At 53.4% G+C, this 12,642-nt stretch carries 11 protein-coding genes; 2 read left to right on the forward strand and 9 right to left on the reverse strand.

Annotation, left to right across the window (positions count from 1 at the left end):
- Window positions 1-9 precede the first annotated feature (9 nt).
- On the reverse strand, window positions 10-1,485 hold the full coding sequence (locus tag NQF89_RS02410; protein ID WP_266137424.1) for a penicillin-binding protein activator: 1,476 nt from the start codon (window positions 1,483-1,485) through the stop codon (window positions 10-12).
- On the opposite strand from NQF89_RS02410, the gene rsmI reads away from it, so the two are divergent.
- Window positions 1,470-2,369, forward strand: a complete 900-nt coding sequence (gene rsmI / locus NQF89_RS02415) for a 16S rRNA (cytidine(1402)-2'-O)-methyltransferase (protein WP_370513584.1) — start codon at window positions 1,470-1,472, stop codon at window positions 2,367-2,369. The two genes, NQF89_RS02410 and rsmI, sit on opposite strands and share 16 nt — an antisense overlap.
- On the opposite strand, the gene NQF89_RS02420 is transcribed toward rsmI, so the two are convergent.
- The 3 genes from NQF89_RS02420 to NQF89_RS02430 form a co-directional block, all read right to left on the reverse strand.
- On the reverse strand, window positions 2,366-2,995 hold the full coding sequence (locus tag NQF89_RS02420) for a LolA family protein (RefSeq protein WP_266137425.1): 630 nt from the start codon (window positions 2,993-2,995) through the stop codon (window positions 2,366-2,368). The two genes, rsmI and NQF89_RS02420, sit on opposite strands and share 4 nt — an antisense overlap.
- Window positions 2,996-3,013: 18 nt before the next feature.
- Window positions 3,014-4,399, reverse strand: coding sequence for a glutamate--cysteine ligase (locus tag NQF89_RS02425; RefSeq protein ID WP_266137426.1), 1,386 nt, complete (start codon window positions 4,397-4,399; stop codon window positions 3,014-3,016).
- 127 nt (window positions 4,400-4,526) lie between these two features.
- A complete protein-coding gene (locus NQF89_RS02430; protein WP_266137427.1) occupies window positions 4,527-5,249 on the reverse strand; it encodes a 16S rRNA (uracil(1498)-N(3))-methyltransferase in 723 nt (240 codons plus the stop codon).
- Window positions 5,250-5,326: 77 nt separating this feature from the next.
- On the opposite strand from NQF89_RS02430, the gene ubiA reads away from it, so the two are divergent.
- A complete protein-coding gene (gene ubiA / locus NQF89_RS02435; protein ID WP_266137428.1) occupies window positions 5,327-6,268 on the forward strand; it encodes a 4-hydroxybenzoate octaprenyltransferase in 942 nt (313 codons plus the stop codon).
- Here ubiA and NQF89_RS02440 read toward each other — a convergent pair.
- From NQF89_RS02440 to NQF89_RS02460, 5 genes are all read right to left on the reverse strand, one after another.
- Window positions 6,243-7,649: an MFS transporter gene (locus tag NQF89_RS02440; protein WP_266137429.1), complete on the reverse strand. Its 1,407-nt coding sequence runs from the start codon at window positions 7,647-7,649 to the stop codon at window positions 6,243-6,245. The two genes, ubiA and NQF89_RS02440, sit on opposite strands and share 26 nt — an antisense overlap.
- Window positions 7,639-9,078 carry a sugar porter family MFS transporter gene (locus tag NQF89_RS02445; protein ID WP_266137430.1) on the reverse strand — a complete coding sequence of 480 codons (1,440 nt, stop codon included), beginning with the start codon at window positions 9,076-9,078 and terminating at the stop codon, window positions 7,639-7,641. The genes NQF89_RS02440 and NQF89_RS02445 overlap by 11 nt, the downstream gene beginning before the upstream one ends.
- Window positions 9,079-9,163: 85 nt before the next feature.
- Complete coding sequence (der, locus tag NQF89_RS02450) at window positions 9,164-10,531, reverse strand: ribosome biogenesis GTPase Der (protein WP_155579372.1); 1,368 nt, start codon at window positions 10,529-10,531, stop codon at window positions 9,164-9,166.
- Window positions 10,524-11,933: an outer membrane protein assembly factor BamB family protein gene (locus tag NQF89_RS02455; RefSeq protein ID WP_266137431.1), complete on the reverse strand. Its 1,410-nt coding sequence runs from the start codon at window positions 11,931-11,933 to the stop codon at window positions 10,524-10,526. The genes der and NQF89_RS02455 overlap by 8 nt, the downstream gene beginning before the upstream one ends.
- Window positions 11,930-12,622 carry a tetratricopeptide repeat protein gene (locus NQF89_RS02460; RefSeq protein ID WP_155573255.1) on the reverse strand — a complete coding sequence of 231 codons (693 nt, stop codon included), beginning with the start codon at window positions 12,620-12,622 and terminating at the stop codon, window positions 11,930-11,932. The genes NQF89_RS02455 and NQF89_RS02460 overlap by 4 nt, the downstream gene beginning before the upstream one ends.
- Between the last annotated feature and the right edge of the window lie 20 nt (window positions 12,623-12,642).

The raw sequence follows: 12,642 nt of genomic DNA on the forward strand, positions 1-12,642 counted from the left end.
GCACGCCCTTTAGAAATCCGCTGGAAGGGGTGTCTCTTTTGGCTCCTCAGCTTTTTTAGCAGCGGGTGTTGCTGCTGGTGTCGCCGTTGTCAAAGCTGAAGGGGCTGTTAGGTCACGCGAAGCAGGGATAATTATTTGGCTCCCCCCACCGGGGACGATTTGATACACCCCCAAGGCCCGCAACATGCGCCCATCAGCCCGTAAATGGAACAAACCATCAATCCCAATATAGCCCTTTGGCTGGGTTAAAGACTCGGTCGTTAAACGATTTTGACGAATCAACGCACCAGCTAACGCAGCGGCATCATAAGCATAATCGGACACGGGCGATGGTGGGCGGTGATAGCTGTTTTGATAGGTCTGCACATAGCCACTACGAAGCTGCTCATCAAACGCAACATACCAGGCTCCGTGGAGGTCCCCCAATTTGCCATCAAAGGCGCGCCATAACATCGGCCCTAAAATACGAATTTGCGGTGTTAAAAGCTGATTCGCCTTTAGGGCCTCAATGACATGAGCAAGGTCTAAGCCTGTATCACCCAGCAATAACGCATCAAACGGCACAGAGGGCACTGATGAGGCCGAAGCGGTAGATGCTGTAGAGGCAGTTGGAGAGGATGAAGACGTGGGAGCCGCTGGCGCATCATTCTCCGCTAACGGGTCCTCTGCTGAGGGACCTGCCTCTTTAGGCTCTGGCGCGGCTGGTGTTGAGGTGGGCGTTGACGTGGGGGTTGATGGAGACGCTGCGGCGGCTACCCCATGGCTTAATTGCGCCATTTTCTGCGTAATATCGTTGATATCACTGCTATGATAAATGATTTTAGGCACGTCCAACCCTGCCTCTTGGCAGGTTAATGTTAGCCCTTCCCCTAAAGCATGGCCAAAAGCTGTATCAGGTAAGAACGCAGCAAGATGCTTCCGCCCATCTGTCCGCGCAGCATCCACAAGCCGCCGCACTTGTTGCTCCGGTGTTAAGCCCATCACCCACACACCTGGCCGCGCTTGTGTAACATCACTTGTAAAGGCCAGCTCCGGCACATGAGCCGATTGCAACACGGAAGCTACCGCTTGTGTATCAGCCGCTGTTAAAGGGCCAAGGACAATCTTATCACCACTCTCCAACGCCATTTGGGCTGCATGAGCAGGGCCTTCCGCCTCGGCACTATCAAACACATCAAGGGCGGGGGATTGGCCATCTGGCAAAGCAAGGCGCGCGGCCTCTTGCATACGTTGACCAATAGCTGCATGAGGGCCCGTCAGCGGGACGACCAAACCTACACGAGCCGGTTTTTCCACAACAGGGGCAGGATGTGCAAAGAGGTCTGCCCCTTTATCGACTTCCTCCCGACCGCCACACGCTGTGAGCAAAAGAAAAACGCCCGCCGTGACTATCGTACGGCCATGTTTCCTCTTGCCGCGCCCCTGCCCATCGCGGCTATAAGGGATAGAGCAGCTCTTTAAGGATGGCGATGTCTGACAAACCATATACTTCCCCCGTTAACGGATCGTTCCCCTCTTCTACCGGGCAGCTCATACTTGTGGCAACGCCTATTGGGAACCTTACCGATATTAGCCAACGCGCGCTTGAGGCTCTCAAGACAGCAAACGCCATCTTATGCGAAGATACACGCGTTACCACAAAATTATTACGCCATTATGGCATCAATAATCAGCTTATTCCCCTCCATGACCATAATGAGCAAGAGCGCATCCCCACTGTGATTGAACAATTACAGCAAGGCCAATGCCTCGCACTCGTCTCCGATGCGGGAACACCGATTGTCTCTGACCCCGGCTATCGGCTTGTGCGCGCTGCTCAAGAGGCCGAGATTGCCGTCACCTCTTTACCGGGGGCAAATGCGGCCATCACCGCTTTAACCCTCTCAGGCTTGCCACCACACCCTTTTATGTTCCTTGGTTTTCCACCACGCGGGGAAGCAAGACGACAACATTTTGCCGCCCTCCGCGCTATGGAACAAGCAGGCTTAACCGCAACATTATTATGGTATGAATCCCCCCATCGCCTGCTTGATACATTGCACACACAACAACAAGTCTTTGGTGCAGACCGAGCCGCAGCCATAGGACGGGAATTAACCAAACATTTTGAAGAAATGCGCCGCGGCACCATTGCCGAACTCATTGCCCATTTTGAGGCAAACCCACCGCGTGGTGAGATTACCCTCCTCCTCGGCCCACCAGAAGCCGCAGAAACAGGCGCGTTAGAGCTAGACCATGCGCTAGAGGACGCTCTGAAAACACATTCCGTTAAAGATGCTGCAAGCCTCGTAGCGGGGATTGTCACCCTTCCAAAACGCACTGTTTATCAACGCGCTTTGGAATTAGCCAAACGGAAGAAAAGCTCTTAATCATCTTCCTTCGGCAAGGTGAATTGCCCCGCCGCAATCGGCATCCCTGTACGGATATTCGTAAAATGCACAACCGTTTTATGGCTTTGTGCGTCTAACACTGTCCATCCCTTCAAAGTGAGGGGCTGAGCAGCGAAATAGAGCGTCATCTCCCCCTCACTTGGGTTTTCCGTCCTCGTGACACGCAAGCGAATCTCATTGCCGCGTTGCTCATAATCCAGAATCGTTACATCACCTGAGAAGCGTGGGTCAGGCCGTAACAGCAACCCCAACGGGGTATGCTCCAAGGGGATGGTCGTAACCTGCCCTATGCTGCGGTCCTGAAACACCACTTTCCCCTCATTAGCTACTAGTAAGAGCGGGCTTGGTGGATCGTATGAAAAACGCATCTGCCCCGGCCGCTCTAGCAAGACCGTGCCCGTGGCTGTGCCATTCTGCTCACTGAGTTGCTCAAAACGTGCTTGAAAGGTTTTTGTCGCTTTCAAGCTCGATTCAATCTTATGCACCCAACCTTGCTGCGCCGGGGTAAGGGATGCCGCAGCATATGCCTCCTTCCCTAGAGCCATGACCCCACTGCCTAAGCTAATAGCCATCGCGCAAGCGGTTATGATATGTTTCATCTTCATCTGACCACTCCGCCTTACTTATAAAGAGATATCCGCAGCTTGGAAAATGGGCCGCACATCCTCACGCCATGCCCCATAATATTGCTCTAACCAGCGTTCGGCTTGTGTTTTAGCCCCATCAGCAATCTCATAAAGCGGTGCGAGGTAATATTCCTCCCCATAATTACGCGCTTTTAGGCCACGTTCCGAAAGCTCCAAAACCCGCTTAGCAAGAGGGCGCAACCCACCGAGGAATGGCGCATCCATAGCTTTCTCGACAACCAATTCCGCAAGGGATTGATATTGTAGCCAAGGCTGCTCCTTCACCAGCTGTTCCACCTCAGCCAGCACATCAGGGTCATAGAACAGCCCGACCCAGAAGGCCGATTGTGCAATCATCATAGACGGATTGCCCGCATCAGCCCCGCGCATCTCTAAAAACTGCTTCAACCGCACATCAGGGAATAATGTTGTGAGATGGTCCTCAAAATCCCCAAGGGTGGGACGTAGGCCCATTAAAGGCTCTTGTTGCTCCCCAGCCAACCATTTACGGAAGGAACAGCCTGCAACATCAAGGTTATGCCCATCCCGATTGACAAAATACATCGGGACATCCAACGCCCAATCCACATAACGCTCAAACCCAAAGCCTTCCTCAAAGAAAGGCGTGGGCTGGCCACTCCGCTGGTTATCCGTATCTAACCAGATATAAGCCCTATTAGAGAGACGGCCAGTTGGCTTACCCTCTGCGAATGGAGAATTGGCCATCAGCGCGGTAATAAGCGGCTGTAAGGCAAGGGAGACGCGCATTTTGCGCGCCATATCGGCCTCACTGGAGAAATCAAGATTCACCTGCACAGTGCAGGTACGCGTCATCATATCCAGCCCACGCCGCCCAACTTTCGGCATATAACGGCGCATAATCGCATAGCGGCTTTTGGGCATCCACGGCATGGCATCACGCGGCCAAAGCGGCTGGAATCCCAAAGGGGCAAAGCCCAAACCCAACTCCCGCGCAGGCCCACTAATCTGCTGGAAATGAGCAATCATCTCCTGCTCTGTCTCTTGCAGCGTCCGCACGGGTGCGCCAGAGAGCTCAAATTGCCCCGCAGGCTCTAGGGAGATGGAACGTCCCTTATGCGCCCCAGCACCTTTTAGGCCAATAATATGCCCATTATCGCGGATAGCCTGCCAGTCTGGCCCTTCCAAAGCGGTTAAAAGGGCTTCAACCCCTTCTGGTTCGTAAGCTGGTGGGGCAAAAGGCTTTAAATCCCCCCGCGCACGCTCTGGCAGGCGGAAGCCGAACTTCTCATGCTCTGTCCCAATCCGCCACGCCTCTTGCGGCTTACAGCCCTTAGCGAGAACATCAATAAGCTGCGCTTTATTTTCAATTGGAGCTGTATTGCTCTCACCTGGATTGGACATACACAAAACCTTACCGGCTATAATTCATCTTAATACGCTATAGGACCGCCAGAATTGTCCGTAAGCCAGAGACTGCATATTAGGGGTCATCATGATGCTCATTCAAGAGACCAGCACAGAATCCCCTTTATCGTACCGCCATAATCTGCGCTAGAGCAGCACAAGCAGCCGTATCAGCCCGCAAAATACGCGGCCCTAAAGAAAAAGACTGCACAGCTTCATGCTGCGTTAGACGGTGGATTTCATCCTCCGCAAAACCTCCCTCCGGCCCAATGAGCAGCGCATCACATGAAGACGGTGCCCCACCTTGGCCAACACGCTCCAACGCAACAGTTAAGGTACGCCGGTTAGGCCAACGGGCCAGCACAGCGGCCAATGGCTCTAACGGCATAATCTCTGGGACATCCAACCGCTCGCATTGCTCTGCGGCTTCCTGCGCGATAACGGCTAGACGCTCCAAATTAAGGCGATGCGTATTCGTCCTAGCTGTCACAACAGGGCGAAAGCGCGTTACCCCAAGCTCCGTCCCCATGCGAATAACTAACTCCGTCGCATCGCGCTTTAATGGGGCAAAAAGCAGCTCTATCCCCTTTGTCTCCTCCTGCGGGCGCAGGCAAGAGCGCAACCGTGCAGAGCCACGCTGCTTTTGTAAGCTCTCAATCTCGGCATGCCATTCGCCATCGCGCCCATTAAACAGCACAACAGCGTCCCCCACCTGCAAACGCATGACCTTACCTAGATAATGCGCCTGCCCTGCAGAAAGCTCAATAATCGCGCCCTCATCCCAAGGGAAAGCGGATTCGACAATAAAAAGGCGTGGTTCTGTACGGCTCATAATCTCTAAGGGCATAACGCGTTCCCTCACAGCTTGCCAGAGATGATGATAAAATATTGACCTCCCCCTCATTCTCGCTAAGCACTAACTTTATGATTCAAAAACATCCTCATACTGATATTTGCCATAATGGCCTCATCGGGCGGCTTGGTGAGCCGTGGCGGTCCTACGCACTTCTTGCCCGTTTAGACCGGCCCGTTGGCACATGGCTCCTCTTTCTCCCCGGCGTGTTTGGCATTTTCCTTGCGGCTCAAGGCCCCAGCTTGCAAAAACGGCTCCTCTATGTCGGGCTATTTGCCATTGGCTCACTGCTAATGCGCTCTGCAGGATGTGTAATTAACGATATATGGGACCGCAAAATTGACGCCCAAGTCTCTCGCACGGCAGGCCGTCCCCTCGCCAGTGGGGCTCTCAGCCTAAGACAAGGAATCGGGCTGCTCGTCCTTCTTCTGTTAGGCGGGCTGGCTGTCCTCCTCGCTTTACCACCCTTCTGCTGGGCCTTAGCTCCTGTCGCGATGCTCTTTGTGACATTCTACCCCACCGCAAAACGCCTCACATGGTGGCCACAACTTGTGATGGGCTTCACCTTCGGCTTTGGGGCCCCTATGGGCTACGCTGCCAGCCAAGAGAATATCGATCTACCAGGGATACTCCTCTATAGTGGGGTTATCCTCTGGCAACTCGGTTTTGATACGATTTACGGCTTCCAAGATATGGAAGATGATGCACGCATTGGCGTGAAATCGACCTCACGTTTAATGCTCAGCCATGCCCGCTTATTTGTTGGGCTTTGCTATGGGCTGACGATGGCCTTCTTTGCCGGGGCGGCTTACACAGCACACCTAGCATCGGCCTTTTGGCTGCCTTTCCTCCTCGCTGGCCTGACGATGGCCTATCAGGTGAAACGCCTCACCCCCCATGATGCGCCACTCTGCCTCTGTTTCTTCAAGCAGAATGTCCTAATAGGCCTCATACTGGCATGCGCCTTTGTCCTAGGACGCTTGGGAGTTAACGGGGGGCCACTCGGCTTTTAAATAAAATCCGCCCCGCACTCAGCATAGCCCCAAAAAAAGCCACAAACGCCGCCGCTCCTAAGCAAATGAAGGCAGGGTGAGAAAATAAGGTAAACAACCCTGCCACCAGCAAAGCCCCCGTTGTTTGGCCAGAGAGACGCGCTACGGACAACATCCCGCTTGCTCCCCCTTCGCGCCCCGGCGGGGCTGTAACCATAATCGCGCGATTATTAGGCGGTTGGAAAAAACCAAACCCCATACCCGCTAATAAAGTCCGCCATGCAATGGCACTATTGCTCGCATCCAATGGCAAAGTACAGAGTAAAATAAAGCCAATACAGGTTATCAACAGCCCAATGGAGGACAATAACGATGCAGGGAAACGATCAGCAATTTTCCCCACCGTGAAGGACATAACCGCAACCCCTACGGCCCAAGGGGCAATCAACAACCCAACTGTTGCTGGGTTTTTATGAAAAGCAACAGCCAAGGTGAAAGGCATCGCCACAATATACAGGTTGGACGCCACAAAACCACAAAAGCTTACCAAACATGCGACAAGAAACGGCACACGTTTGAGCAAATCCAGAGGGACAATTGGCTCAGGCCGTTTTTTCTGCCAGCGTAAGAGCAACCACCAGCTCACCAAACTCCAACCTGTCAGACCCGCTCCCCAGCCTATATCACCGTGCATGAAGCCATCTAGCCCCACACCTAAAAGTGTGAAGGACACGACTGTAAGGATAGAGCCGGGAATGTCAGTTTTCACATCGCTACGCGGTGTTTTAGGTAAAGCACGGCTCGCTAGTAAAATAGCCGCACCGCCCAAGGGTAGGTTAATCCAAAATATCCACGGCCATGAGGCAATAGAGAGGATAAACGAACCAATAGTCGGCCCTAATGCCACCCCTAACCCAATGAATAACCCATTGAGTGCAATCCCTTTACCAATCAATTTATGAGGGTAAATAAAACGTACGAGCGCAATATTCACACTCATAATGCAGGAGCTACCAATCCCTTGTAACGCGCGGGCTAAGGTAAGCTCTAACATATTTTGGGATACAGCACAGGCTACCGAGGCGATGAGGAATAAAACAATCCCTAACTGGCTCATCCGCCCAAAGCCAACCCGCGCCCCAAGAGCAGCTAACGGCAAAAGACACGCCAAATTCGCAAGCTGATAAGCATTGATCACCCAAATCGCCTGCGATGGAGACGAATGCATATCCATAGCGATGGTCGGCAATGCCACATTCGCAACGGAATAATCCAAAATTGATAGCATCAAGGCTAAAATGACCGATGACATCGCCTTGACACGCTGCATCCCATATAGGCCAGCATGTCTCTCCGGGTCGTATTCGCCCTCTAAGCTGGGGTCAGCTATCTTACTGCTCATGCTCTCTCTGCTCTCCTAAATGGCGCAGGGAGACCCCTGCAAAAAGATTAGCCTCTATTTGCTCCAAAGACGTACCCTTTGTCTCTGGCACAAAACCTAATGTGATGAGAAGGAATATACCATTAAACACCGCAAAAAGGACAAACGTCCCTGATGCCCCCATCACCAGCATCATAAGGGGGAATATGCTGGAAATCACCCAATTTGCCACCCAATTTGTCACCGTGGAGCAACCAATACCAAAATCCCGCCCGCGTGTAGGTTGCACCTCAGAGCATAAAGCCCAGACCAACGGCCCTTCCCCAATAGCAAACCCCGCCACAAAAAGAAGGATAAACCCACAAAGCAAAAAGGAGGCCGTTACACTCTCCCCACCATAGGCCAGAACAGTACTAACCCCTACCAAAGCTCCCCCAACAATCGCGCAGCTTGCTAGCAAAAGAGGACGCCGGCCCCAACGGTCTGCAGACATAATCGCCACACCGGTAAAGACCATATTCGTCAAGCCAACGAGTGTAGTCGCCCAAACAGAGGCATTCACGCCAAAATGAGCAGCCTCAAACACGCGCGGCGCATAATATAAAAGCGCGTTAATCCCGCTAAGTTGCTGCATAATTTGCAGCATAATCCCCAAAAATACGGACCGTCTGAAATGACGATTACTACGGAATAACCCAAAGCCAGCATCACTACTTTTAGAAAGGCGGCTATGAATATCGGCAAGCTCTGCCTCGGCTACTTCTTCATCAGAGCGAAGAACACGCAGGACCGTACGGGCACGCTCTGTATCGCCCCGCATCATCAACCAACGCGGGCTTTGGGGAAGTATCAACACCACAATAAGGAACAATATAGCTGGTAGAGCCATGATGCCTAACATCCACCGCCAATGCCCCCCTGAGGACAAAAAGCTATCGGAAATAAAGGCAAGGAAAATCCCCAATGAAACCATGAGTTGATAGAAAGAAATCATCGCCCCACGAGCGGATTCTACCGTGATTTCGGAAATATAAAGCGGGGCGGCAAAGGCGGCTACACCAACAGCAAGCCCTAATAAAACGCGCCCGACAATCATCACCCCCACATCAGGAGCAAAAGCGCAAAAAAGCGTCCCTATTAGGAAGAAAATACCCGCCCCTAGCATGGCCCCTGTTCGGCCAAAGGAGACGGAAATGCGCCCAGCAAACATAGCTCCAAAGGCTGCACCTGCCATCATGGAGGAGACAATCCACCCTTGCAAAACAGGCCCCGCATGGAAATCCACCGCCATAAAAGGCAACGCACCAGCAACAACACCCGTATCCAACCCGAACATCAGCCCAGATAAAGCGGCAAGAATCCCCAATATTGTGGCACGTCCTGTAGCTTTTTGGCCCGCTGGAGGAGCAGATCCACCCTCCTGCGGAGCTACCGGTGTTACGCCTACCATGATGTCTCCCTAGCCACACTCTACGATACCTCTCCGGTACGAAGCATCGGGGACTATGAACTTATTGGCCCAATCTGCAATCTTTTTAATGCTCGTTTTGCTTCACAAAAGGGTTACGGCTACCCCGCAGGAGCAATCTTATCGGCGTACCGGGAAGATGGAATGTCTCCCGCAACCCATTGATAAGATAACGCTTATAGCTATCGGGCAGTTGTTCCGCCCGCGTCCCAAAGAGCACAAAAGTGGGAGGGCGGCTCTTTGCCTGCGTCATGTAACGCAATTTTAAACGCCGACCATCCACAAGGGGAGGCTGGTGTTTTTCCACCGCTTCTTCAAACCAACGGTTTAAATCGCTTGTCCCCACGCGAGCATTCCATACCTCGCCTGCACGGCGCACAGCGGGCAAAAGGCGATTTAGCCCTTCACCTGTTAGAGCGGAGAACGTGACCACTTCAATCCCCCGCATTTGCGCGAGTGATATTTCAATCCGTCCCGCAATGGCCTTACGTGTTGCTTGACGCTCCTTTACCGCATCCCATTTATTAAGGGCCAGCACACATGCCCGCCCTTCTCGCTCGATCAACCGTGCGATTTGCAAATCTTGCTCATCCACACCGCGCTCGGCATCCAACACAAGGATAACGACTTCCGCCATCTTCATTGCCTCAATAGAGGCAGAGACAGAGACGCGTTCTAACCCTTCCTGTACACGCGCACGTTTACGCATGCCCGCTGTATCGACAATCTCAATCGGCCCAATGTCATCCTCTAGCCCAACGCTAACAGCATCGCGTGTTAAGCCAGCCTCCGGGCCGGTAATCATGCGCTCCTCACCGAGCAAACTATTCAAAAGGGTGGATTTCCCCGCATTAGGACGGCCAATAATAGCGATGCGAAGCGGCTTTTCCCCATCATGCTCCGCAAGTGTATCTTCATCAGGGAGAAGGCTTGCAATCTCTCCCATAAGGTCCGCCAGACCTTCCCCATGCTCAGCAGAGACCGCAAGAGGCGTCCCTAAACCTAGGGAATAAGCCTCCATCGCAGCCTCGGCCCCTGCACGGCCCTCCGCCTTATTCGCCACAAGGAGAACGGGGCGGTTCTGCCGCCGCAGCCAATTGGCAAAATGCTCATCCGCGGGAGTGATACCAGCCCGCACATCAACACAGAAAACCACCAAATCCGCTTGCGCAATACCCTGCTCTGATGAGGCGCGCATACGGCCAAAGAGAGTCTCTGGAGCGGCTTCTTCCAACCCGGCTGTATCAACAAGGCGCACACGCCGCCCGCGCAACATCGCTACGCCGTCTTTACGATCACGCGTTACGCCGGGCACGTCCGACACAATGGCCTGACGCCGCCCAACAAGCCGGTTGAAAATGGTGGATTTCCCAACATTTGGCCGTCCTGCGATAACGACAACCGGCAGTCGGCCTGATTCAAATTGCTCAACCATAGGCGCGTAAGACACCATCATCGCTTAGGACAAGCAGCTGCCCATCACACACAATCGGCTGAACTTGGCAGGATGATGGCGTGTCAATCTTCCCGATATCGCTCCCTGTTTGGGCATCAATAATCACCATGCCGCCGCGCTTCATACTGGAGAGGCAAACAAGCTTATTATTCAATAAGATTGGGCCTGTCCATTGAACGCCCTTTTTCTCGTGTTTTGGGTCTTCAAAGCGGGTTAGCTGCTTCACCCAACGCACTTGCCCACTCACCCGGTCGAGGCAAGCAAGCTGCTGATCTAGCGAAATAACATAGAGCCAATCACCACAAATGCAGAGCGGGGACTGACCGCTCACCTCACGCTCCCACAAACGGCGGCCGGAGCGCATATCAATCGCTACCAGCACGCGCGAGAGAGAAATTGCATAGGCTGTACCATCCACCACGACAGGGCCACCGCGCACACAAGCGAAGTCCAGCATCGCACCGAGCCCGTTGCCTCCGCCAAGGCTATCGCTCCATACAATCTCACCAGAGGCTGCACGAAGGGCCACGAGGTCGCCACTACCAAAACCGACAACCACAATGCCATTCACCACAGCCGGAGCCCCTGCCCCAAACAAGCTCGTACTCACATTGGTGGCTTGATAGGTCCAACGCTGTTTACCCGTGCTGGCCTCCAGCGCAAATAACCGGGCATCAATAGTGGTAAAGAACATCAAACCATCAACGATGGTTGGGGCAGAGCGGCCCGGCGTACCAATATCAACAGCCCATTTCTGCTTCCCTGTTGCGACATCTAAAGCAAGAGCTTGGGCAATGCCATCCACAACATAAAGCGTATCGTCAACCAGCGCGATGCCGCCACCAATATTAGTCGAGCGTGTTTTACGCGCGGGCTGGCAATGCCATAGCAGCTTACGATCCGGCCAGCTCCAAGCGCGAATAGCCCCTTGAGCATCCACCGTAAAGAGCCGCCCGCCCCCTATAACGGGAGAGGATTGCAAAGCCCCACGGCGATTAGGCATGAAGAATATATTGGACAGCCAACCAACTTCCTTCACAGCGGCACCGATAGATTGGCTCCATAGCTGACGCGTGCCATTCCATGCCGCATTTACAGCCTCATGAGAGGGTAGACGACCTTCTTGCGTCCATTGATGAATAGGCTGCACCGCAGGTAAATGAATAGCCGTTTTATCATGCGGATCTACCGTCAAACCCGCCCCGGTGGAGAGGACATCAATACGTCGGCCGGGGAGAACCGTCTTTTTAGGATCATCTGCAAAAATGCCGCAACCTGCAAGCCCGGCCATCGCCGCAACAGAGCAAGCCCCTTTTAGAACAGACCGCCGAGATGTCTTTACAGGCTGGCCACGCAAGGGTGAAGAAAAACGATGGCTCATCCAGCCTCTCCTAATGTTTGTAATAACATCCCAGCCCGTTGACGCAGGCCCTCTGTACTATCGGGGGAGGATTGCACTTGCTGTAAAAGGCGACGTGCCTCCTCATGGTCTGTCTTTGTGCTACCCGGTGCAAGGTCAAGCACCGCTAGGCCTTCCTTCGCAAGGGGGACCCAGCTCCCGCCCTCTTGTACTAAAGCTTGATACCCCGCCCGGAGCTCATCACGCGGGGCCGTATCCATCCGCGCATTCAACCCTCGATACTGCGCCATAGAGCGAAGAGACGTATCTGCTTTTTTATCCTCTGCAACAGCGGACCATAACTTCAAAGCGGAGGCTGTGTCATGCTCTTGCAGTTTAAGTTCCGCCAAATACATAGCAGCGTAGCTCCGCACACCCTCTGGCGCGCTTTGGGCAAGATCTTGTAAAATGCCCTCAGCTTTTTGATGCGCCGCCCCCTCTGTCACAGGCTTGCCCGACAACGCCCCAAGCAGTGACATGGCCTCAAAATAACGATTAGACGCTTGCGCTTGAGCAGTATGGAGCTGATGCTGCTTCCATCCCCAAACACCACCGCCAATGCCTGCCACAATAAGCACGCACAACACCACCACACCCACGCGCAAGCCCACGCTACGCATTTTTGCAAGGCGTTGTTCTTCCTCTAATTCTTGAAATAAATCGTCTGCCACGCCGTATCCTTAGCTGGACT

The sequence above is a fragment of the Bombella pollinis genome (assembly GCF_026385485.1).
Lineage (GTDB): Bacteria > Pseudomonadota > Alphaproteobacteria > Acetobacterales > Acetobacteraceae > Bombella > Bombella pollinis.